This is a genomic window from Enterobacter sp. EGD-HP1 (assembly GCF_000733275.2).
In the GTDB taxonomy this organism is placed as follows: Bacteria; Pseudomonadota; Gammaproteobacteria; order Enterobacterales; family Enterobacteriaceae; genus Enterobacter.
On record NZ_AVOP01000009.1, the window covers coordinates 32,581 to 53,579 of the forward strand.

General features: G+C 57.4%; 22 protein-coding genes. 7 read left to right on the top strand and 15 right to left on the bottom strand.

Going from position 1 to position 20,999, the window contains the following annotated elements:
• Positions 1 to 269: 269 nt before the first annotated feature.
• The 4 genes from N037_RS07980 to N037_RS07995 all read left to right on the top strand — a co-directional run bounded on the left by N037_RS07980 (position 270) and on the right by N037_RS07995 (position 4,899).
• Entirely contained in the window at positions 270 to 1,814 is a 1,545-nt protein-coding gene (locus tag N037_RS07980; RefSeq protein WP_032640186.1) for a PTS transporter subunit EIIC, read from the top strand.
• 12 nt (positions 1,815 to 1,826) lie between these two features.
• Positions 1,827 to 3,194: a 6-phospho-alpha-glucosidase gene (locus tag N037_RS07985; protein WP_032640188.1), complete on the top strand. Its 1,368-nt coding sequence runs from the start codon at positions 1,827 to 1,829 to the stop codon at positions 3,192 to 3,194.
• An 89-nt stretch (positions 3,195 to 3,283) separates the two neighbouring features.
• A complete protein-coding gene (gene sseA / locus N037_RS07990; RefSeq protein ID WP_032640190.1) occupies positions 3,284 to 4,129 on the top strand; it encodes a 3-mercaptopyruvate sulfurtransferase in 846 nt (281 codons plus the stop codon).
• On the top strand, positions 4,129 to 4,899 hold the full coding sequence (locus tag N037_RS07995; RefSeq protein ID WP_032640192.1) for a MurR/RpiR family transcriptional regulator: 771 nt from the start codon (positions 4,129 to 4,131) through the stop codon (positions 4,897 to 4,899). Before sseA ends, N037_RS07995 begins: the two co-directional genes overlap by 1 nt.
• 17 nt (positions 4,900 to 4,916) lie before the next feature.
• Here the strand turns inward: N037_RS07995 and sseB are convergent, their stop codons facing one another.
• The 11 genes from sseB to trmJ all read right to left on the bottom strand — a co-directional run bounded on the left by sseB (position 4,917) and on the right by trmJ (position 13,701).
• On the bottom strand, positions 4,917 to 5,693 hold the full coding sequence (gene sseB, locus N037_RS08000; protein ID WP_023333036.1) for an enhanced serine sensitivity protein SseB: 777 nt from the start codon (positions 5,691 to 5,693) through the stop codon (positions 4,917 to 4,919).
• A 141-nt stretch (positions 5,694 to 5,834) separates the two neighbouring features.
• A complete protein-coding gene (gene pepB, locus N037_RS08005) occupies positions 5,835 to 7,121 on the bottom strand; it encodes an aminopeptidase PepB (protein WP_032640194.1) in 1,287 nt (428 codons plus the stop codon).
• Between the two features lie 53 nt (positions 7,122 to 7,174).
• A complete protein-coding gene (gene iscX / locus N037_RS08010) occupies positions 7,175 to 7,375 on the bottom strand; it encodes a Fe-S cluster assembly protein IscX (RefSeq protein WP_003860650.1) in 201 nt (66 codons plus the stop codon).
• Position 7,376: 1 nt separating this feature from the next.
• A complete protein-coding gene (gene fdx / locus N037_RS08015; RefSeq protein ID WP_003860652.1) occupies positions 7,377 to 7,712 on the bottom strand; it encodes an ISC system 2Fe-2S type ferredoxin in 336 nt (111 codons plus the stop codon).
• A 1-nt stretch (position 7,713) separates the two neighbouring features.
• Positions 7,714 to 9,564 carry a Fe-S protein assembly chaperone HscA gene (hscA, locus tag N037_RS08020; protein ID WP_032640196.1) on the bottom strand — a complete coding sequence of 617 codons (1,851 nt, stop codon included), beginning with the start codon at positions 9,562 to 9,564 and terminating at the stop codon, positions 7,714 to 7,716.
• A 14-nt stretch (positions 9,565 to 9,578) separates the two neighbouring features.
• Positions 9,579 to 10,094 (bottom strand): co-chaperone HscB, encoded by a 516-nt coding sequence (gene hscB, locus N037_RS08025; RefSeq protein WP_023333039.1) that lies wholly within the window; start codon positions 10,092 to 10,094, stop codon positions 9,579 to 9,581.
• Between the two features lie 80 nt (positions 10,095 to 10,174).
• Positions 10,175 to 10,498, bottom strand: coding sequence for an iron-sulfur cluster assembly protein IscA (iscA, locus tag N037_RS08030; protein WP_003860659.1), 324 nt, complete (start codon positions 10,496 to 10,498; stop codon positions 10,175 to 10,177).
• 13 nt (positions 10,499 to 10,511) lie between these two features.
• The gene (iscU, locus tag N037_RS08035) at positions 10,512 to 10,898 is read right to left on the bottom strand and encodes a Fe-S cluster assembly scaffold IscU (RefSeq protein WP_003860661.1); all 387 of its coding nucleotides are present in this window, start codon (positions 10,896 to 10,898) and stop codon (positions 10,512 to 10,514) included.
• Between the two features lie 23 nt (positions 10,899 to 10,921).
• Entirely contained in the window at positions 10,922 to 12,136 is a 1,215-nt protein-coding gene (gene iscS, locus N037_RS08040; RefSeq protein WP_008502157.1) for a cysteine desulfurase, read from the bottom strand.
• A gap of 117 nt (positions 12,137 to 12,253) precedes the next feature.
• The gene (gene iscR, locus N037_RS08045) at positions 12,254 to 12,745 is read right to left on the bottom strand and encodes a Fe-S cluster assembly transcriptional regulator IscR (RefSeq protein ID WP_023308826.1); all 492 of its coding nucleotides are present in this window, start codon (positions 12,743 to 12,745) and stop codon (positions 12,254 to 12,256) included.
• A gap of 230 nt (positions 12,746 to 12,975) precedes the next feature.
• Complete coding sequence (gene trmJ / locus N037_RS08050; protein WP_023333041.1) at positions 12,976 to 13,701, bottom strand: tRNA (cytosine(32)/uridine(32)-2'-O)-methyltransferase TrmJ; 726 nt, start codon at positions 13,699 to 13,701, stop codon at positions 12,976 to 12,978.
• Between the two features lie 132 nt (positions 13,702 to 13,833).
• On the opposite strand from trmJ, the gene suhB reads away from it, so the two are divergent.
• Positions 13,834 to 14,637 (top strand): inositol-1-monophosphatase, encoded by an 804-nt coding sequence (gene suhB, locus N037_RS08055; protein WP_032640199.1) that lies wholly within the window; start codon positions 13,834 to 13,836, stop codon positions 14,635 to 14,637.
• 59 nt (positions 14,638 to 14,696) lie between these two features.
• Here suhB and N037_RS08060 read toward each other — a convergent pair whose 3' ends face one another.
• Positions 14,697 to 15,677 (bottom strand): nickel/cobalt transporter, encoded by a 981-nt coding sequence (locus tag N037_RS08060; RefSeq protein ID WP_032640201.1) that lies wholly within the window; start codon positions 15,675 to 15,677, stop codon positions 14,697 to 14,699.
• The gene (locus N037_RS08065; RefSeq protein WP_032640203.1) at positions 15,668 to 16,306 is read right to left on the bottom strand and encodes a DUF1007 family protein; all 639 of its coding nucleotides are present in this window, start codon (positions 16,304 to 16,306) and stop codon (positions 15,668 to 15,670) included. Before N037_RS08065 ends, N037_RS08060 begins: the two co-directional genes overlap by 10 nt.
• Positions 16,307 to 16,431: 125 nt before the next feature.
• Between N037_RS08065 and csiE the strand changes: the two genes are divergently transcribed.
• The gene (gene csiE / locus N037_RS08070; RefSeq protein WP_023333044.1) at positions 16,432 to 17,709 is read left to right on the top strand and encodes a stationary phase inducible protein CsiE; all 1,278 of its coding nucleotides are present in this window, start codon (positions 16,432 to 16,434) and stop codon (positions 17,707 to 17,709) included.
• Here the strand turns inward: csiE and N037_RS08075 are convergent.
• On the bottom strand, positions 17,704 to 18,849 hold the full coding sequence (locus N037_RS08075) for a 3-phenylpropionate MFS transporter (RefSeq protein WP_032640213.1): 1,146 nt from the start codon (positions 18,847 to 18,849) through the stop codon (positions 17,704 to 17,706). The genes csiE and N037_RS08075 overlap by 6 nt on opposite strands.
• Before the next feature lie 173 nt (positions 18,850 to 19,022).
• On the opposite strand from N037_RS08075, the gene N037_RS08080 reads away from it, so the two are divergent.
• On the top strand, positions 19,023 to 19,445 hold the full coding sequence (locus tag N037_RS08080; protein WP_023333046.1) for a DoxX family protein: 423 nt from the start codon (positions 19,023 to 19,025) through the stop codon (positions 19,443 to 19,445).
• Between the two features lie 54 nt (positions 19,446 to 19,499).
• On the opposite strand, the gene glyA is transcribed toward N037_RS08080, so the two are convergent.
• A complete protein-coding gene (glyA, locus tag N037_RS08085) occupies positions 19,500 to 20,753 on the bottom strand; it encodes a serine hydroxymethyltransferase (protein WP_003835277.1) in 1,254 nt (417 codons plus the stop codon).
• Between the last annotated feature and the right edge of the window lie 246 nt (positions 20,754 to 20,999).

Genomic DNA, 20,999 nt, shown 5'->3' on the forward strand with positions numbered 1-20,999 from the left:
TGGAGCCTGTTGGTCGTCGTCCGGATAAGTATTATCCGCAAGTTTCGTTAATACAAAAAGTCCAATTTTAGAATCTGGAAAGCGCCTCGCAGAATGGCATCACGCCGCTACGCCGTGATGGAACCGCGATCACAGCACATAACGTCACATGTTACCTTTCACGTCATTTGTTTTTAAAACAAGAAGATAGCTGGATAAGCACGGCTGAAGACTGCTAGTTTTATGACCATGACGCACCCCGAGTGCGCGGTTCAATAAGAGAGAAAGCCATGAAACGAGCCGTGAACGCCCTACAAAATTTCGGAAAATCATTGTATGGACCGGTACTTATCTTACCGATCGTCGGTCTGTTTATCGCCTTTGGTAACGTGCTGGGTAACGGTAACCTCGCTGAATACCTGCCGTTTCTTAGCCATCCGCTGATTCAGCATACTGGTCAGCTTATCGCGAAATCTGCCGTGTCGGTGCTGGTGAACCTGACTCTGGTGTTCGCCGTCGGGATCCCGATTGGTCTGGCGACGCGTGATAAAGGCTATGCCGCGCTGATTGGTCTGGTGACCTTTGTCGTGTTCATCAACGCCATGAACGTCACGCTACAGCTGCAGGGCGCGCTGGCGCCAGCAGCCCAGATGAAAGCGGCCGGACAGACCATGGTGCTGGGCGTGCAGGTACTGGAGATGGGTGTCTTTGCCGGGATCCTGACGGGGGCGCTTTCCGGCTATTTGTACAACAAATACTCCGGCGTACAGTTTAACGGCGCGATGGCGATTTACTCCGGCCACTGCTTTGTCGCCATCGTTATGCTCCCCGTCTCCATGCTGCTCGGCGTAGTGATGAGTGAACTGTGGCCATTTGCCCAGCACGGCATTAGCGCCCTGGCGCTGGCCATCAAAGGTTCCGGGCCATTTGGCGTGGCAATCTACGGTTTCCTGGAACGCATTCTGGTCCCCACCGGCCTGCACCATCTGGTTTATACCCCGTTCCTCTATACCGAGCTGGGCGGCACGCAGGAGGTGTGCGGTGCAACCTATCAGGGCGCGCGCAATATCTACTTCGCCGAGATGGCCTGCCCGAACGTGAAGCAGCTCAGCAGCACCGTGGTGTGGGACGCGCGCGGCATCAGCAAGATGTTCGGCCTGCCTGCCGCCGCGCTGGCAATGTACATGACCGCAAAGCCGGAGCGTAAAGCCATTGCGAAAGCCATTTTGATCCCGGCGGCGCTGACCTCGCTGCTGGTCGGCGTGACCGAACCCATTGAGTTCTCCTTCCTGTTCGTCGCCCCGCTGCTGTTCGTGGTGCACGCGGTGCTGACCGGCATCGGCATGATGCTGTTCTCGCTGCTGGGCGTTCACGCCATCGGCGCCAACGGGATTATCGACTTCATCCTTTACAACCTGCCGCTCGGCACGGAGAAGTCCAACTGGCCGATGTACATCGTGGTCGGGCTAATCATGTTCGCCCTCTACTTCGTGGTGTTCCGCTTCCTGATCCTGCGCTTCAACATGAAAACGCCGGGCCGTGAGGATGACGATAAGGAGACGCGCCTGTACAGCAAGCAGGAGTACCAGGCCAAAGGCAATAACGACGGGCTGGGCGAATCCATCGTGGTGGGGCTGGGCGGCCGGGAAAACATTGAAGTGGTGGATAACTGCTACACCCGCTTACGCGTCACGGTGAAGGATGTCGCCATCATCGACGAGCCACGGCTGAAGGCGACCGGCGCGAAAGGGATTATCAAACAAGGTAACAACGTTCAGGTGGTCTACGGGCTGCACGTCAAAAAAATGCGAGAAGCCGTTGAGACGTTTCTCTGAAAGGAGCTAAAGATGTTTACACCCCCATTCATTCTGTCGATTGCCGGCGGCGGTAGCACCTACACGCCCGGCATTGTGAAAAGCCTGATGGTGCGCCTGCAGGATTTCCCGCTGGCCGAAATCCGCCTCTATGACATCGACGAGGCGCGTCAGAACACCATTGCGCCCGTCGTCGAGAAGGTTATTCGCGACCACAGTCAGAGCATCAGATTCACCGTCACCAGCGATCCAGAAGTGGCCTTCAGCGGCGCACATTTCGTCTTCGCCCAGATGCGCGTCGGCCAGTATAAAATGCGCGAGCAGGACGAAAAGATCCCGCTGCGTCACGGCGTGGTCGGCCAGGAAACGTGCGGACCTGGCGGCCTGGCGTACGGACTGCGCACGATCCTGCCGATGGTAGAGCTTATCGATCTGGTCGATCGCTACGCGCACGAGAAAGCCTGGATCGTGAACTACTCCAACCCGGCGGCGATCGTCGCGGAGGGCGTGCGTCGCCTGCGGCCAAATGCGCGGGTGCTGAACATCTGCGATATGCCGGTGGCTGCCATGCGTAATATGGGGGCGATTCTGGGCGTCGATCGTCGCAAGCTCGAAGTCGACTACTTCGGTCTGAATCACTTCGGCTGGTTTACCCGCGTGCTGGTGGACGGCGAGGACAAGCTGCCGGAGCTGCGCAAACATATCGCGAAGTTTGGCCTGCTGACGGAAGATGCGGCCAAAACCGACCCGCAGCATTCGGATCCTTCGTGGGTAAAAACCTGGCGCAACATTAAGCCGATCATGGACAACTTCCCGGAATATCTGCCGAACCCGTATCTGCAGTATTACCTGATGCCGAACCAGATTGTGGAGCATCAGAACCCAGACTATACCCGCGCCAATGAAGTGATGGACGGGCGCGAGAAAAAACTGTTCGCCGCAGCCGAAGAGTATAAGCGCACCGGGATCCTGCCGGATGCCTTCCACGTGGGCGTCCACGGCGAGTTTATCGTCGATGTCGCCTGCTCGCTGGCCTTTAACCTGCGGAGCCGCCATCTGGTGATGGTGGAAAACCGCGGCGCGATTACCAATCTGCCGTACGATGCCGTAGTGGAAGTCCCCGCTTATATCACCTCCGAAGGCCCGGAACCGATTCGCATCGGCCAGGTGCCGCTGTTCCATCAGACCCTTTTGCAACAGCAGCTCGCCTCGGAACAGCTGCTGGTAGAGGCGACAATCGAAGGCAGCTACGAGAAAGCGCTGCAGGCGTTCACCCTCAACCGCACGGTGCCAACCATGGAGCACGCAAAAGCGATTCTGGATGAGATGATCGAGGCCAACCGCGGCTACTGGCCTGCGCTGCAAAAAGCCTGGCAGGACGGCGAACCGGTGAAAAAATAGGGGCTTGCTCGCGAGTTGAACGTGGTTTGCTTGTCGGTGTCAGAAAAAACACCGACAATCCTTTTTTACGGAAAAGAATGGAGGCAACCATGTCCACCTCATATTTTGTCGCCGCCGACTGGCTGATTGAGCACGGCGACGATCCGGAAGTCCAGATTATTGACGCGCGTATGGCCCCGCCGGGGCAAGAGCATCGCGATGTGCCCGGTGAATACCGCGCAGGGCACCTGCCTGGCGCGGTATTTTTTGATATCGAAGCCCTCTCCGATCACACCTCTCCCCTGCCGCACATGCTGCCGCGCCCGGAAGCATTTTCCGTGGCGATGCGCGAGCTGGGCGTCAGCAAAGACAAACACCTCGTTGTTTACGATGAGGGGAACCTCTTCTCCGCCCCGCGCGCGTGGTGGATGCTGAAAAACTTCGGCGTGGAAAAAGTGTCGATTCTGGCGGGCGGGCTTGCTGGCTGGAAGCGTGACGAGCTGCCGCTTCAGCAGGGCAACGTGACGCTGCCGGAAGGCGAATTCGATGCCACGTTCGACGCGCACGTGGTGAAACGCCTGACCGAGGTGCTGGTCGTGAGCCATGAAAAAACGGCGCAAATCGTCGATGCGCGTCCTGCTCCACGCTTTAATGCCGAAGCGGATGAGCCGCGTCCGGGGCTGAAGCGCGGCCATATTCCGGGCGCGCTGAACGTGCCGTGGGGCGATCTGGTATTTGAGGGCGAGCTGAAAACCACCGACGAGATGCGCGCCATTTTTGACCGTGCAGGCGTGGATTTACATCGTCCGATTATTGCCAGCTGTGGCTCTGGCGTAACGGCCTGCGTAGTGATCCTGGCACTCGCCACGCTCGGCGCGAACGACGTCACGCTTTACGACGGCGCCTGGAGCGAATGGGGTGCGCGAGACGATCTGCCTGTCGAACCCGCGAAATAATGGATAACCGCCTGGCCACGCTGTTAACGCGCGGGGCATCGCTGACCCGCGCGGAGTATCGCGTCCTCGCCCACCTCACGGAACATCCGCTGCTGGTGGGCAATATCACGGTGCGCGAACTGGCGCAGGCGACGTTTGTTTCGACCGCCACCATCATGCGGCTGTGTCAGAAGCTGGGGTTCAGCGGCTTTAGCGAGTTTATCTGGCACTGCAAACAGCTGCTCTCCGACACGCCGCACATTGCCGCTCAGGCGCAGTCGCGCCCTGAACTTCCGGCGCTGTTTAACCAGTTTATCGCCAACTATCAGCACACCTTTCAGTGTGTTACCCACGACAAACGCCAGCAGTTTTCCGACCTGCTGCGCCAGAAAGAGAGTTTTTTTCTCTACGGCGCCGGGTTTTCCTATCTCTTTGCGGAGTACCTGACCAAGAAGCTGCAGGTAATGGGCAAAACGGCGTTTATCTCCGGACCGGGCGACAGCCGGAACATTTTTCTCAGCAATGCCGCCCGCTATCAGGTGTTTATTGCCGTCTCGCGCAGCGGCGAAACGGAGCAGGTGCTGGATAAAGCGCGGATAGCCAAAAACGTCGGCATGACAATCGTTGCCTTTACCCGCGCCTCGGCCAACACGCTGGCGGAGATGGCCGACGTTCACTTTGCGCTCTATGACGAAGCGGTGCACTTTGCCGCCGAAGCCGCAGGGGTGACGTCGTTTGAGTCGAATCTGGTGCTGCTGATGGATTTACTGCTGCTGGAAGCAACGGGGTGATATTCACCCCGCCGTAATCAGATGATGCGGTTGGTTTTGAGATCGCGTAGGAAGCCGCCCCAGCGACGCTCGTAGAACGGCGTGATGTGCTCGGTAATAAAGTGGCTGATGCCCTTCTCACCGTTCTTCACCTGGCAGATATCGATCGGCTCATCGCCCGGCAGCGTGTCGGTCGCCACGCTTCCCGCCGCCTGAATGATGTCGTCGATATCGCCGTCCGCCTCAATACCAATCAGCAGAACCGGATGCTCGTCCGCGCGCTCTTTGATGGAGCAGAGGAATGCGCGCCTGACGGGCTTGAGCGTTTTGAACAGCGTCGTGAGGGAATCAATCATCTGCGCGGGCGGCTCGGCCACTTCAGACAGCAGCAGCGTTTCGCCCCCTTCCAGCACTTCCTGGGTGCTGAGCGGGTTGCCCTCTTCACCTATCAGATGGCTGATTTCGCGCGGGGTAAACTCTTTCCCGGTAGGCAGCTTAGCGTTGAGGAACAGCGTCTGGCCCAGCGTCATTTCAAACAGGGTGCGCACCGGCATCACCACGAACGCCTGTTCGTCTTCAACCGCTTCCTGCAGGGCTTCAAGCGAGGTGAAGAACGGGATAACCGAGGTGCCGTCGTCTTTCTCCCAGTGCAGCAGATCCAGCGCGCTGTCTTCGACAACCTGCTCACCTTCCGCTGCGGTACCCGGCACCCAGACGGTGGATTCCAGCAGCGTGCGGAAAAATGCCGGACGATGGGCGGGCTCGGTCGCCGCCTGCTCCAGCAGGGTTTCTAATTCGTTTTTGGTTTCGGACATAGTTTGGCTACTTCAAAAAACGCCGGGTGGCGCTTCACTTACCCGGCCTACAAAACCGTAGGCCCGTGCAAGCGCAGCGCCGCCGGGCAATATGATGACTCCGAAGGCGCGCGTAAGCGCAGCGCCCCCCGGCAAAAAAGATTACTCAGCCGTCAGCAGGTTCGCCACGGTACGCACGCCCAGACCGGTCGCGCCCGCGGACCACTGCTCAACCGCCGCTTTACGGTACGTTGCGGAACAGTCGATGTGCAGCCAGCCTTCGTGGTAGTTCTCAACAAAGTGAGACAGGAAGCCTGCTGCGGTGCTTGCACCCGCCGGGTACGCCGCGCTCGCGGTGTTGTTCAGCTCGGCAAAGTTAGACGGAAGCTGGCTGCGGTGGAACTCGGCCAGCGGCAGGCGCCAGAACGGCTCGTTCTCTGCGGCAGCGCTTGCCAGCAGGCGCGCGGCCAGCTTGTCGTCGAAGCTGAACAGCGCATGGTAGTCGTTGCCCAGGGCGGTTTTCGCCGCACCGGTCAGGGTCGCCATGTCGATAATCAGCTCTGGCTTCTGGGCAGATGCGTCGATCAGGCCATCAGCCAGCACCAGGCGGCCTTCGGCGTCGGTATTCATCACTTCGACGTTTTTGCCGTTGCGATAGCGAATGATGTCGCCCAGCTTGAAGGCGTTACCGCTCACCATGTTGTCCGCGCAGCACAGGTAGAGCTTCACGCGCTTGTTCAGACCGCGAGTGATGGCAAACGCCAGCGCGCCGGTGATGGTTGCCGCGCCGCCCATGTCGGACTTCATGGAGTCCATGAACGCGCTCTGCTTCAGGCTGTAGCCGCCGGTGTCGAAGGTGATGCCTTTACCCACCAGGCAGGCAAAGACCGGTGCCGCTTTATCGCCGGTTGGGTTGTAATCCAGCGCCAGCAGGACCGGAGGACGCTCGGAGCCACGGCCCACGGTGTGAATACCCATATAGTTCTGCTCGCGCAGGTCTTCACCTTTGGTGATGCGGTAAGACATTTTCTCTCCCGCAACGCCGCACAGCAGGTCAACCGCGCGCTGTGCCAGCTGCTCCGGGCCTAACTCTTCCGCCGGGGCGTTGATGGTGTCGCGCACCCAGTCGATAATTTGCAGGCGGCTTTCCAGCTCTTTCTGACCGGCTTCATCAAGGTTAGCCCACTCAATTTTACGTGTGCCTTTCGGGCCTTTGTAGCCAGCCCAGAATGCCCAGCTGCGGTCGGTGTCCCAGCCTTCGCCTTCCAGTGACACATGTTTAATCCCCAGGCCGTCAATTTTACGCGCGGCGCGCTGGATTAGGCCCAAGTCATCGTTGCCCGTCAGGTGCAGGGTAATGCCGTCGTTATTAATGCTGTAGGTGGCTTTCTCGCCCCAGCGCGCATCGGCTGGCTGCGTAGAGAGCGTAATCTTCATCGCTTCGGTCATTTTATTTATCCTTATTAGCAAACGGGCCGCCAGAAGGCAGCCCGTTAAGTGATTTACTCTGCTTCATCTAACCAGACTAACAGAATCGCCTCCAGAATTTTTTCATTGGATGCGTTTGGATCGTCATCGAAATCCTCTAAATCGCAGATCCACTGGTGCATATCGGTGAATCGTACGGTCTTCGGATCGAGATCCGGGTTCGCGTCGTAGAGCGCTTCGCCGATTTCACGGCTGTCTGTCCACTTCAGTCCCATATCAATGCTCGCGTGCGTGGTTGATGGTGTAGCGTGGGAATTCCACGACCAGATCTTCATCGGTCACCGCGGCCTGGCAGCTCAGGCGGCTGTCAGGCTCCAGACCCCATGCTTTATCCAGCATGTCGTCTTCGTCTTCGGTGCTCTCGGCGAGAGAGTCGAAACCTTCACGCACGATGCAGTGGCAGGTAGTGCAGGCACAGGATTTTTCACAGGCGTGTTCCACTTCGATACCTGCACGCAGGGCAACATCGAGAATGGTTTCACCAGTCTTCGCTTCCAGAACAGCGCCATCCGGACAGAGGTCCGCATGAGGCAAAATAACAATCTTTGGCATATTAAACCTCGTCCACGGACTGGCCTTTCAGCGCGACGCGGACAGATTTGTCCATGCGGCGAGCAGCAAAGTCCTGGGTTTGTTTATCAACGTTTTTAATGGCTTCTTCTATTGCGTCAGCGTCATTGCCTTCTGCTACTGCGCTTAAGTGCGCGGCAGCGTCGTCAATCACCTGGCGCTCAGCGGCGCTTAACAGCGCGGCATCGGCAGCGAGCGCGCCGTTCAGGCTCTCCAGCACGCGGGCGGCTTCAACTTTTTGTTCAGCCAGCATACGCGCCTTCACATCCTGCTCGGCGTAGCTCATTGAGTCCTGAATCATGGAGGCGATTTCGCCATCGGTCAGGCCGTAGGACGGCTTCACCTGAATGGACGATTCCACGCCGGTCGATTTTTCCATCGCCGTCACGCTCAGCAAACCGTCCGCATCCACCTGGAAGGTGACGCGAATATGCGCCCCGCCCGCAGGCAGCGCCGGGATACCGCGCAGCGCAAAGCGCGCCAGTGAACGGCAGTCCTGCACCAGCTCGCGTTCGCCCTGCATCACGTGGATGGACATCGCGGTCTGTCCGTCTTTGAAGGTGGTGAACTCCTGCGCGCGCGCCACCGGAATGGTGGTGTTACGCGGGATCACTTTCTCCACCAGGCCGCCCATGGTTTCTAAACCCAGCGACAGCGGGATGACGTCCAGCAGCAGCATTTCGCTGTCCGGCTTGTTGCCGACCAGAATATCGGCCTGGATTGCGGCGCCCACGGCAACCACTTTGTCCGGGTCGATGGAGGTCAGCGGCGTGCGGCCAAAGAATTCGCCCACGCGCTCGCGCACCAGCGGCACGCGGGTCGAACCACCCACCATGACCACTTCCAGCACCTCGTTCGCCTCAACGCCCGCGTCTTTCAACGCGCGACGGCAGGCCAGCAGGGTGCGCTTCACCAGCGGGGCAATCAGATCGCTGAACTGGTCGCGGGCGATCTCACCCTGCCAGCCCGCAACGTTGACGGTAACCGTCTGCGCGTCGCTCAGGGCGATTTTGGCGTCAATGGCCGCATCCAGCAGCTCACGCTGCACGCGCGCATCGCTGCGATCGCTGATGCCCGCCTGCTCGCGAATATAATCTGCCAGCAGATGGTCGAAGTCATCGCCGCCCAGCGCGGAATCCCCGCCGGTCGCCAGCACTTCAAACACCCCGCGGCTTAAGCGCAGGATCGAGATATCAAAGGTACCGCCGCCGAGATCGTAAACCGCAATGACCCCTTCCTGACCGGAGTCGAGGCCGTAGGCAATCGCCGCCGCCGTCGGTTCGTTCAGCAGGCGCAGCACGTGCAGGCCAGCCAGACGCGCGGCGTCTTTGGTGCCCTGACGCTGTGCGTCGTCAAAGTAGGCAGGAACGGTGATCACCACGCCGTCCAGATCGCCGCCGAGCGTGGCCGTAGCACGCTCCGCCAGCGCTTTGAGGATGTCAGCAGAAACACGAATCGGGTTTAGCAGACCGGCCGCGGTCGCAATCATCGGCAGGCCGTTTTCACTGGCCTGCAGCTGATACGGCAGATGCGGATAGCGGGTCTGAATATCGGCCAGCGAGCGGCCCATCATACGCTTCACGGAACTGATGGTGTTGGCCGGATCGCGCGCGGCGTTAGCGCGGGCGTCATAGCCGACCGCGTGACCCTGCTGCTGGTAGTGGACCACGGAAGGCAGCAGATGGCGGCCCTGCTCGTCAGCCAGCGTTTCCGCCTGGCCGCTGCGCACGGTCGCCACGAGGGAATTGGTGGTGCCCAGATCGATACCCACCGCCAGACGACGCTGGTGTGGTGCGGCACTTAAGCCAGGCTCACTAATTTGTAATAAGGCCATAATTGCTTCCGAAATTAAAAATCGAGCAGCTTTTCTTCGAGTTGTTCAGCACTGCTTCGCAGTTTATCGAGAAAACGGAGTTTGCGCACAGTATCTGCCGCCACGTCCCAGGTCTCGTTGTTCAGTTGCTCCACCATCTGCTGATGGCGGGTATCGAACATGCCCTTCACGCGCGTGATGAAGCTTTCCAGACGCGCTTCGTCTTTGGCCTGTTCAATCTCATCGAGCTCTTCGCGAAGTTCCAGCTGTTCCATCAGAAACGCCGTGTCGCGCACGGTGTGCTGCTCGCTCGCGAGATCGAAACCGTGGAGCGAAAGCAGATATTCTGCACGCGCCAGCGGATGGCGCAGCGTCTGCCAGGCCTGGTTGATGGTCGCAGAGTGCGAGACCGCAGCCAGTTGCTCTGACTGCGTACCACTGGCGAATTTATCCGGATGATACTGACGTTGCAGATCCTGAAAACGGATCGTCAGCGCCTGGAGATCAATCGGGTATTGAGCGGGTAGTCCGAAGAGAGTGAAGTAATCCATAACAATCTCAGGGGTAGCCTGTTAGAACAAACCCCACGCGTAGCGGGTAACGCCACGGTGGGGTTTCGGATGACGCGCGGTTAAACGTGGAAGCTTTCGCCGCAACCACACTCGTCTTTGACGTTCGGATTCGTGAATTTGAACCCTTCGTTCAGGCCTTCTTTTACGAAGTCCAGCTGAGTGCCGTTGAGGAATTGCAGGCTTTTGCCATCGACCACCACCTTCACGCCCTTGTCTTCAAACACGGTGTCGTCAGACGCCGGCTCGTCAACAAACTCCAGTACGTAAGCCATACCAGAACAGCCGGAGGTACGTACGCCCAGTCGCAGGCCAAAGCCTTTACCACGGTTCGCCAGAAAAGAGCTTACTCGCGCGGCAGCGCTGTCGCTAAGGGTAATCGACATACTCAAACCTCAATTATTTTGCTTCACGTTTGCTTTTGTAATCCGCAATGGCGGCTTTGATCGCGTCTTCTGCCAGAATTGAACAGTGAATTTTCACCGGTGGCAGTTCGAGTTCTTCAGCAATATCCGTGTTCTTAATTGCCTGTGCTTCGTCCAGAGACTTGCCCTTCACCCATTCGGTAACCAGGGAGCTGGACGCGATAGCAGAACCGCAGCCGTAGGTCTTGAAGCGCGCGTCTTCAATGATACCTTCATTGTTGACTTTAATCTGCAACTTCATCACGTCGCCACACGCCGGTGCACCGACCATGCCGCTACCGACAGACTCATCGCTGTTGTCAAAAGAGCCAACGTTGCGCGGGTTCTCGTAATGATCGATAACTTTTTCGCTGTATGCCATGTTGAATTCTCCTTATGTACCGATTAGTGATGTGACCATTCAATGCTGTTCAGATCCACGCCCTGCTTGAACATTTCCCACAGTGGAGAAAGGTCGCGCAGACGGCCGATGGAGTTGCGAACCAGCTTGATGGTGTAGTCAATCTCTTCTTCGGTAGTGAAACGACCTAAAGAGAAACGGATAGAGCTGTGTGCCAGCTCGTCGGTCATACCCAGCGCGCGCAGCACGTAGGATGGCTCCAGGCTTGCAGACGTACAGGCAGAACCGGAAGAAACGGCCAGGTCTTTCAGCGCCATAATCAGCGATTCGCCTTCAACATAGTTGAAGCTGACGTTGAGGATGTTCGGTGCGCCCTGCTCGAGATCGCCGTTCAGATACACTTCTTCCATATCTTTCACGCCGTCCCACAGACGGTTACGCAGCGTGCGCAGGCGCGCCATCTCGGTTTCCATCTCTTCTTTTGCAATGCGATACGCTTCGCCCATGCCCACGATCTGGTGAACAGGCAGCGTGCCGGAACGCATACCGCGCTCGTGACCGCCGCCGTGCATCTGTGCTTCGATGCGGATACGTGGCTTACGACGAACGTACAGCGCGCCGATCCCTTTCGGGCCATAGATTTTGTGGCCGGAGAAGGACATCAGGTCCACTTTCAGCTGGCTGAGGTCGATAGGCAGTTTGCCCACGCTCTGGGTCGCGTCCACGTGGTAGATGATACCGCGCGCGCGGCACATTTCGCCGATGGTCGCGATGTCCTGCACCACGCCGATTTCGTTGTTAACGTGCATGATGGAAACCAGAATGGTGTCATCACGCATGGCCGCTTCGAGCTCTTTCAGGTCAATAATACCGTTGCTCTGCGGGGCGAGATAGGTTACTTCGTACCCTTCACGCTCCAGCTGGCGGCAGGTATCCAGCACGGCTTTGTGTTCGGTTTTGCTGGTGATGATGTGCTTGCCTTTTTTCTGATAAAAGTTGGCTGCACCTTTGATCGCCAGGTTGTCGGATTCGGTCGCACCGGAGGTGAAAACAATCTCACGCGGGTCGGCACCCACCAGGTCAGCAATCTGATTACGGGCGATATCAACCGCCTCTTCAGCGTGCCAGCCAAAACGGTGTGAACGGGAAGCTGGGTTACCAAAGTTTCCGTCCAGGGTCAGACACTGCATCATTTTCTCGGCAACACGCGGGTCCACCGGCGTGGTTGCGGAGTAATCGAGATAAATCGGTAATTTCATTGCTCTTTAAACTCCGTACATCGCTTCAATGCAAGGAATCAGGCAACCGGCTGGATGTACGACCGAGTACGCGGGGCGTGACCGCCCCGGCCTGATTCTGAAATCTTTATCGTTTTATTACGCGCGCAGTTTGACGTCGATTGCGTCCTGCGCACGGGTGCTACGTTGGGAATCCTGACCGTGCTGACGACCAGAGACATCCAGAACTTCCTGGTTATTGACCAGTTCACCCAGGGTGATGTTGTTCAGGAAGCCGGTGAGACGGTCGCTCAGATCGCGCCACAGCGCGTGGGTCAGGCATTTGTCGCCGCCCTGGCAGCCGCCTTTACCCTGGCAACGGGTCGCGTCAACGGATTCGTCAACTGCACTAATCACTTCGCCAACCGCAATACTACCCGCGTCTTTACCCAGCAGATAACCGCCGCCTGGGCCACGAACGCTGGAAACCAGTCCATTTTTACGCAGTCTGGAGAACAGCTGTTCCAGATAAGAGAGGGAGATCCCTTGTCGTTCAGAAATATCAGCCAACGGAACCGGGCCCGCTTCGGAGTTGAGCGCAACGTCCAGCATCGCGGTCACGGCATAACGCCCTTTAGATGTCAGTCTCATGTCTTACTTAACCTCAAACTCGCCCCTGCCCGGGGTTTTTTATAGTAAAATGGGGTATTGCATAGCAGGGCCAAGTCTGACATTCCTGACTAAAATGGTCAACTATTTACTTGACTGTTTTAGTCAGGTATTTAACCTTCCGTGCCGTTTTTGTCGGGTGGCGCTTCGCTTGCCCGACCTACGGTTTTGTAGGCCGGGTCAGCGAAGCGCCACCCGGCGAACAGACGACACTACTCTTTATTCTTCTGCTCAATCGACGCCAGGATCCCGCGCAGGATGTTCAGCTCCTGGCTTTCCGGACGCGCACGAGTAAACATGCGGCGCAGCTTGTTCATCACCTGGCCCGGGTGGCCTTCACGGATAAAGCCGGTTGAAAGCAGCGTCTGCTCCAGGTGACCGTAGAAGCGCTCAAGGTCGTCCACCAGCGGGTAGGCCGTCTCTTCTTTCGGTTCGACCGGTTTCTCCTGCGTCGCCAGCCATGCCATACGTACTTCATAGGCGATAACCTGCACCGCCATCGCCAGGTTCAGCGAGCTGTATTCCGGGTTCGCCGCGATGGCAACGTGATAGTGGCACTTCTGCAGCTCGTCGTTGGTCAGGCCAACGCGCTCGCGACCAAATACCAGCGCAACCGGCGCCTGCTCCGCTTCAGAGACGCTTTTCAGGCCGCATTCGCGCGGATCGAGCATTGGCCACGGCAGCGTGCGCGAGCGTGCGCTGGTGCCAACCACCAGGCTACAGCCCGCCAGGGCTTCGTCCAGGGTATCGACGATCTGGGCGTTGCCGATCACGTCGCTGGCACCAGCGGCCAGGGCGATAGCCTGCGAGTCGGGTTTCACCAGCGGGTTAACCAGCCAGAGATTCGTTAAGCCCATGGTTTTCATAGCGCGGGCAACGGAGCCCATGTTGCCGGTGTGCGATGTTTCGACCAGCACGATTCGAATGTTTTGCAGCATAATTTTTTAATGTCTGAATTCAGCGTCTGAAGAATATTCGGGCATATTATCATAAACGGGAGACATAATCCGATCCCACTGCTATACTCTGCGCCGATTTTCCTGTTCTTTAACATCCAGTGAGAGAGACCGATGCATCCGATGCTGACCATCGCCGTGCGCGCCGCGCGCAAGGCGGGTAATGTAATTGCCAAACACTACGAAACGCCAGACTCCGTAGAAACCAGCCAGAAAGGCAGCAATGATTTCGTGACTAACGTCGATAAAGCCGCAGAAGCGATTATTATCGAAACGATCCGCAAATCTTACCCGCAGCACACCATCATCACCGAAGAAAGCGGTGAACATGAAGGTACCGATCAGGATGTTCAATGGGTTATCGATCCACTGGATGGCACCACCAACTTCGTCAAACGCCTGCCACACTTCTCTGTGTCTATCGCAGTACGCATTAAAGGCCGTACTGAAGTCGCCGTTGTTTACGATCCAATGCGTAACGAACTGTTCACCGCTACCCGCGGTCAGGGCGCACAGCTGAACGGCTACCGTCTGCGCTGCGGCAACGCACGCGATCTGGACGGCACCATCCTGGCGACCGGTTTCCCGTTCAAGGCGAAACAGCACGCGACCACCTATATGAATATCCTGGGCAAACTGTTCACCGAATGCGCGGACTTCCGCCGCACCGGTTCTGCTGCGCTGGATCTGGCCTACGTGGCGACAGGCCGCGTTGACGGTTACTTCGAGCTGTCGCTGAAGCCGTGGGACTTTGCTGCGGGCGAGCTGATCGCGCGTGAAGCAGGCGCCATCGTATGTGATTTCACCGGCGGCCATAACTACATGTCTACCGGCAACATCGTTGCGGGTAACCCACGCGTTGTTAAAGCCATGCTGGCAAACATGCGTGATGAACTGAGCGATGCGCTGAAGCGCTAATCCAGTTTGTTAAGCCCGGTGGCGCTACGCTTACCGGGCCTACGAAATCCCTCAGTACGCTAGAAAGGCCGCAATCCCCTTCCTGGCGGCACCGCGCTCATCCACATCGTCACCGCCGCCACCAGCAGAATCACGCCGCCCGCCAGCGCGAGCGTTGTCCACCCAACCTGTCGCCACAGCACCGGCGTTTTATTGCCGCTCAGTTTGACCGCCAGCTGACGGAAGCTGTGTACCAGCAGCGCTAACGACGAAATGGTAAGAGACGTTCCTGCCGCCATCGCCAGCGCCGAGAGCATTCCCCAGCCAAACACGCCTATCACCTTACTGAACAGCAGCACCATGATGGCACCCGAGCACGGGCGCATGCCCATCGAGAGAACAATCATCAGCCGCGCGCGCCAGTCATCGCCGCTCTGCAACTGTTCCTGCGAGGGCAAATGCTGATGCCCGCAGCCGCAGCTTTCATCATGAACGTGGTGCGGCGTAAAGGTTTTGAATTTCGGTTTTTGCAGCAGCACGCGCAGCTTTTTCAGCGCCCGCCAGCAGAGAATGAGCCCCAGCACGCCCACCAGCGCGTAGCTCCCCTTCTCCAGCCAGAAGCTGCTCAGGTGCAGCTGGCGTGCGGGAAACTGTAACAGCGAAAGCACCACCACCACGAGCGCAATCGCCACGCCGCCCTGAAGCAGCGAGGAGGCCAGCGTCAGGCCAATGCTCGATTTCAGCTTCGACGGATGTGTGGCAAGCCAGGTTGTGATGACAATTTTGCCGTGCCCCGGCCCCAGCGCGTGCATCACGCCATAGATAAAGCTGAACGCCAGCAGGGATCCACCCGCTTTGGTCGGGTTCTCCGCCACCGCCTTCAGCAGACCGCTCATCTGCTGGTTGACCTCACGCTGCCAGACAATGCTTTTCATCATGACCTGCGGCCAGGCCTTCCACAGCCAAAGCGAACCGCAAACGGCGAACAGCAAAAAGAGCGCCAGCGGCCAGAGGTGTAGCCAGCGGCGCGGTTTTCGAACCGGAGAGGAGATCACTGACATTGTAACGTCACCTCCTGCGCGAACTGTTTACCCAACTCCATATCCTCAGGCGGTGCATCTTCTTTATCAAGCGAGACCGCAAAGTTCAGCGTTTCTTCGCTGGGTTTCGGGGTATGCACGCCAATTTTGCAGCTTTTTTGCAGAGCGTCCGGCAATCGTACGTCGCTGTCTTTGTCGTAGCGCATATCGACATAGTAGGTAGGGTCAAAGGTGGAAAAGGTGTACGTTTGCCCCGCCAGCGGTTGCGGATGCGCCAGCGGAAGCATAAACGTCAGCACCGCCTGATGCCCGTCACGCGTCATTCCGTATTCCGTTGGCCGGTTCAAAAATTTGACCTTTTGCCCGTTGTGCCAGAACTCAGTGAAATAGTGCTGACCGAGCACGTTGGCCATCACTTCCGCCGCCAGCTTTTTCCAGATTTCGTCACCGGGCTTCGCGTTTCCCGCATCATAGAGCAGATCGGCCGAGGTGATTTCATCCATCGTCCAGCGCATCTTCAGGCCGCTCAGCTGCGTACCATCTGTGACCAGCTCGGTTTTGAGATCAATAAAGCTGTGAGGGTGTGCGCTGGCGGTGGAGCTGATAACCGCCAAAAATAACGCCATCGCACATTGTTTAACTGTTTGCATCAATTCCTCACGTCAAAAATTCTGTGATGTTCCCCAGCAATCCTGAATGAAAGGCCTGCCGGCGCGCTTTTCAGCGCTCATCCTTTAGCTATTCTTATCAAACATTCACACTGGATACCCGACAGATGATGACGACGCTTGAAATTCCATCTGTGCTTTCCAGTTCGCAGCGCCGCTGCCAGGTGCTTTTGATGCTTTACCTGCCCGATGCTGCCGTCACCGCACAGAGCATCATTGCTGCCAACGGGGTGGACGACGCGATGGCACGGCAAGATATAGCCGAGACGCGCGATGAAATCCAGCGCTATCACCGGCTGGACATCATCACGCACCAGGACGGCAGCTACCGGATTGAAGGCTCAGCCCTGAATCAGCGTTTATGCCTGCTGCACTGGCTGCGCCGGGCGCTGCGGCTTTGCCCGCAGTTTGTCTCGCACCAGTTTACCCCTGCATTAAAAACCGCACTTAAACAACACGGCATTGCGCGGCCGCTTTACGACGATGCAAACCTGCGGGCACTGATTAACTTCTGTTCACGCAAGCTCCAGCGCCAGTTTGAATGCCGCGACGTCCAGTTTTTACAGCTCTATTTACAATACTGTCTTATCCAGCACCAGCTCGGGAATACGCCGCAGTTTTCTCACGTTCAGCGCAGCTGGACCCAGTCGAGAGGGGAGTATTTTACGGCCCAGGAGATCGTGCGTCACTGGAGACGGCGCGTCCCGCAGGGCGCGCACGGGGATGAACAGTTGTTTCTGGCGCTGCTGTTTATGATGCTCCGCACGCCCGATCCGGTGCTCGATAAACACCAGCAGGATCAGCGCTTGCGCCGGGCCATCGTGCGCATGGTCGCCCGTTTTCGCTCGCAGACCGGGATGAACTTCAGCGATGAGCAAGGTCTGACCGATCAGCTGTATATCCACCTTGCTCAGGCGCTGGACCGCTCGCTGTTTGAGATCGGTATCGACACGAGCCTGCCGGAGGAGATCCATCGTCTCTATCCCCGGCTGTTGCGCACCACGAAGGAAGCGCTGTTCGAGCTGGAAGCGGAGTTTGGGCTGCGTTTTTCTGATGAAGAGATGAGCCTTGTCGCGGTGATTTTCGGCGCCTGGCTGATGCAGGAGACCGATCTGCACGAAAAACAGGTGATCCTGCTGACGGGAGACGATAAGGCCAGCGAGGATCTGATTGAACAGCAGCTTCGCGAGCTGACGCTGCTGCCGCTCAATATTCGCTATCTGACGCTGCAGGCTTTCCAGAAAGAGGGGGCGCCGCGCGAAGCCGCGCTGGTTATCACCCCCTACCCTACCGTCCTGCCGCTGTTCTCGCCGCCGCTGATTCATGCCGTTGAGACATTGAACGCGCAGCAGCAAGAACATATTCGCATCATGCTGGAATCATAGCGACGCGCGAGCGGCCACTTTAGGGCGAACAACGATGGCGGGTAAGGCGACCAGCGCCATCACCCAGAAGACGCCATGCCCCAGATGCTGGTAGAGGAACCCCGCAAAGACCGTCATGATCGCGATACTGCCCCCCATTGCGACCGCCGAATAGACGGCCTGCAGACGAATAACGTCTCCACCCTCGCGCGCTGCGATATAGCGCATCGCCGCCAGATGACACACGGTAAAGGTGCCGCAGTGAAGAATTTGCGCCACAATCAGCCACGGCAGATCGGTCGTCCAGCCCATAATGCCCCAGCGCGCCACGCCGCACACGGCGGAAAGCAGCAGCAGGTCTCGCGCGCCAAAGCGACGGAACAGTTTTTTGCTCAGGGCGAAGATAACGACTTCGGCCACCACGCCCAGCGACCACAGGTAGCCCACTGCGGAAGCAGAGTATCCCGCCCCCTGCCAGTAGATGGCGCTGAACCCATAGTACGCCGCATGCGCCCCCTGAAGCAGACAGACGCACGCCAGAAAACGCCAGCTTTGTGCTACCAGGCTCCGCCAGGCGGGCCAGCCTGCGCTCTCCTGATGACGGCTTTCCCCTTGAGGCATTATCGACGGCCGCAGCAGCATGCCCAGCAGCATAGAGGCTATACCGATGCTCAGCAGGGCGAGAATGGCGCGGTAATCGTAAAGGCTGACCAGTTTGCCCACCAGCGCGGAGCCAATCACAAAGGCAATAGAGCCCCACAGGCGCACGCGACCGTAGTCCATGGTGATCTGCTTTTGCCAGGTGTTGGCCAGGGCATCCGTCAGCGGTACCAGCGGTGAGAAGAACAGGTTAAAGCCGACCATCACCACCATCAGCCAGGCAAACTGATGGCTTACCCAGAAGCAGGCCACAAAGATCAGGGTCAGCAGAGCAAGAATGCGCACGGCCTTGATCAGTAAGGAGGGATCGCTGACGCGCGGGGCAATCAGCAGGCTGCCAAGGAAACGCGCCACCAGCCCGGCCCCCAGCAGGACACCGATGGTCTCGGGAGTCAGGCCGATACCCTTGAGCCAGACGCTCCAGAAGGGCAGAAAAATACCGTAGCTAAAGAAATAGGTAAAATAACTGAGCGCCAGCCAGCGCGTGGAATGCAAGACCATGAATCCCTCCCGAAATCGAGGCCATAGTCTGGCGAGAATATAAAAATTAAGCAAGTCGATAGCCTGCTATAAATTAACGAAAAATTAACATCTTGTGCAGTCGTCTGGCTTATGGCAGGGAATGAAAATATGTATTACGTTTAAATTACTCCACTTGCAGAGGTTTTTCTGCCATGAACTCACTACGTTATTTCGATTTCGGTCAGTCACGTCACCTGCTGCTGCTGATTGGCCGCATCGCGCTTGTCGTGCTGTTTATTATCTTTGGTTATCCAAAACTGACGGGGTTTAGCGGCACCGTACAATATATGACGTCGCTGGGCACGCCGATGCCCATGCTGGCGGCCATCATTGCGGTGGTGATGGAAGTGCCTGCCGCCATCCTGATCGTCCTGGGCTTTTTCACCCGTCCTCTCGCGGTACTGTTTGTTTTCTATACCCTCGGAACGGCGGTGATTGGACACCACTACTGGGATATGACAGGTGATGCGGTCGTACCGAATATGATTAACTTCTACAAGAATATCAGTATTGCTGGCGCCTTTATTTTGCTGGCCATTGTTGGTCCGGGCGCGATTTCCCTTGACCGGCGTTAAGCCATAAAAAAAGGCCGCAAGCGCGGCCTTTTTTATTTCTGCAAAGCAGAGGAATTATGCGTATACCGGGAAGCGTGCGCAGATATCCAGAACTTTACCTTTGACGCGCTCGATTACCGCTTCGTCATTGATGTTGTCCAGAACGTCACACATCCAGCCAGCCAGCTCTTTCACTTCCGCTTCTTTGAAACCGCGGCGCGTCACGGCCGGAGAACCGATACGGATACCGGAGGTCACGAACGGGCTCTTCGGATCGTTTGGCACGCTGTTTTTGTTCACGGTGATGTTGGCGCGGCCCAGGGCAGCGTCAGCTTCTTTACCGGTCAGGTTCTTATCAACCAGATCCAGCAGGAACAGGTGGTTTTCAGTACCGCCGGATACCACTTTGTAGCCACGGTTCAGGAACACTTCCACCATCGCTTTGGCGTTCTTAGCAACCTGCTGCTGATAAACCTTGAACTCTGGCTCCATCGCTTCTTTCAGCGCGACCGCTTTTGCCGCGATAACGTGCATCAGCGGGCCGCCCTGCGCGCTTGGGAACACCGCGGAGTTCAGTTTTTTGTACAGCTCTTCGTCACCGCCTTTCGCCAGGATCAGGCCACCGCGTGGACCCGCCAGGGTTTTGTGGGTGGTGGTGGTCACAACGTGAGCGTGTGGAACCGGGTTCGGGTAAACGCCAGCGGCAATCAGGCCCGCAACGTGCGCCATGTCGACGAACAGGTAAGCCCCGATGCTGTCTGCGATTTCACGCATTTTTGCCCAGTCAACCACGCCGGAGTAAGCCGAGAAGCCGCCGATGATCATCTTCGGTTTGTGCTCTTTAGCCTGCTTCGCCATATCTTCGTAGTCAATTTTGCCGGACTCATCAATACCGTAAGGGATGATGTTGTACAGTTTGCCGGAGAAGTTAACCGGGGAGCCGTGAGTCAGGTGGCCGCCCTGCGCCAGGTTCATACCCAGAACGGTATCGCCCGGCTGCAGCAGCGCGGTGTAGACCGCGAAGTTAGCCTGAGAGCCAGAGTGCGGCTGCACGTTTGCGTAGTCAGCGCCAAAGAGTTCTTTCGCACGGTCGATAGCCAGCTGCTCAACGATATCAACGTACTCGCAACCGCCGTAATAGCGTTTGCCCGGATAACCTTCAGCATATTTGTTGGTCAGCTGAGAACCCTGCGCCTGCATGACGCGCGGGCTGGTGTAGTTTTCGGAGGCGATCAGTTCGATGTGCTCTTCCTGACGTACTTTTTCCTGCTCCATAGCCTGCCACAGTTCGGCATCATAATCGGCAATGTTCATTTCACGCTTTAACATCCGCATCTCCTGACTCAGCTAACAAGTAAATTTTGGCCTGAAAAGGCAGTCCTGTTGGACGACGGGCAACAGTATAACTGATTAGTTCTGTGATAACAGGTCTTGACAAACGATTTTACGCAAACGTTTTCCTACGCGCCACGCAAGGGTTTGAGGAATAAAGCCCTCGCCCTTTCCAGCGGATTTCTTTTCAGGTTTGTGATGCATATTTTTCATCTTGCAAAGAACCATTTACAACGCAGGGGT

What these genes read in the sequence shown, in the direction of transcription:
- N037_RS07980 (WP_032640186.1), top strand. Translation starts at nt 270, where the DNA reads ATGAAACGAGCCGTGAACGCCCTACAAAATTTCGGAAAATCATTGTAT.
- N037_RS07985 (WP_032640188.1), top strand. Translation starts at nt 1,827, where the DNA reads ATGTTTACACCCCCATTCATTCTGTCGATTGCCGGCGGCGGTAGCACC.
- sseA (WP_032640190.1), top strand. Translation starts at nt 3,284, where the DNA reads ATGTCCACCTCATATTTTGTCGCCGCCGACTGGCTGATTGAGCACGGC.
- N037_RS07995 (WP_032640192.1), top strand. Translation starts at nt 4,129, where the DNA reads ATGGATAACCGCCTGGCCACGCTGTTAACGCGCGGGGCATCGCTGACC.
- sseB (WP_023333036.1), bottom strand. Translation starts at nt 5,693, where the DNA reads ATGTCCGAAACCAAAAACGAATTAGAAACCCTGCTGGAGCAGGCGGCG.
- pepB (WP_032640194.1), bottom strand. Translation starts at nt 7,121, where the DNA reads ATGACCGAAGCGATGAAGATTACGCTCTCTACGCAGCCAGCCGATGCG.
- iscX (WP_003860650.1), bottom strand. Translation starts at nt 7,375, where the DNA reads ATGGGACTGAAGTGGACAGACAGCCGTGAAATCGGCGAAGCGCTCTAC.
- fdx (WP_003860652.1), bottom strand. Translation starts at nt 7,712, where the DNA reads ATGCCAAAGATTGTTATTTTGCCTCATGCGGACCTCTGTCCGGATGGC.
- hscA (WP_032640196.1), bottom strand. Translation starts at nt 9,564, where the DNA reads ATGGCCTTATTACAAATTAGTGAGCCTGGCTTAAGTGCCGCACCACAC.
- hscB (WP_023333039.1), bottom strand. Translation starts at nt 10,094, where the DNA reads ATGGATTACTTCACTCTCTTCGGACTACCCGCTCAATACCCGATTGAT.
- iscA (WP_003860659.1), bottom strand. Translation starts at nt 10,498, where the DNA reads ATGTCGATTACCCTTAGCGACAGCGCTGCCGCGCGAGTAAGCTCTTTT.
- iscU (WP_003860661.1), bottom strand. Translation starts at nt 10,898, where the DNA reads ATGGCATACAGCGAAAAAGTTATCGATCATTACGAGAACCCGCGCAAC.
- iscS (WP_008502157.1), bottom strand. Translation starts at nt 12,136, where the DNA reads ATGAAATTACCGATTTATCTCGATTACTCCGCAACCACGCCGGTGGAC.
- iscR (WP_023308826.1), bottom strand. Translation starts at nt 12,745, where the DNA reads ATGAGACTGACATCTAAAGGGCGTTATGCCGTGACCGCGATGCTGGAC.
- trmJ (WP_023333041.1), bottom strand. Translation starts at nt 13,701, where the DNA reads ATGCTGCAAAACATTCGAATCGTGCTGGTCGAAACATCGCACACCGGC.
- suhB (WP_032640199.1), top strand. Translation starts at nt 13,834, where the DNA reads ATGCATCCGATGCTGACCATCGCCGTGCGCGCCGCGCGCAAGGCGGGT.
- N037_RS08060 (WP_032640201.1), bottom strand. Translation starts at nt 15,677, where the DNA reads ATGTCAGTGATCTCCTCTCCGGTTCGAAAACCGCGCCGCTGGCTACAC.
- N037_RS08065 (WP_032640203.1), bottom strand. Translation starts at nt 16,306, where the DNA reads ATGCAAACAGTTAAACAATGTGCGATGGCGTTATTTTTGGCGGTTATC.
- csiE (WP_023333044.1), top strand. Translation starts at nt 16,432, where the DNA reads ATGATGACGACGCTTGAAATTCCATCTGTGCTTTCCAGTTCGCAGCGC.
- N037_RS08075 (WP_032640213.1), bottom strand. Translation starts at nt 18,849, where the DNA reads ATGGTCTTGCATTCCACGCGCTGGCTGGCGCTCAGTTATTTTACCTAT.
- N037_RS08080 (WP_023333046.1), top strand. Translation starts at nt 19,023, where the DNA reads ATGAACTCACTACGTTATTTCGATTTCGGTCAGTCACGTCACCTGCTG.
- glyA (WP_003835277.1), bottom strand. Translation starts at nt 20,753, where the DNA reads ATGTTAAAGCGTGAAATGAACATTGCCGATTATGATGCCGAACTGTGG.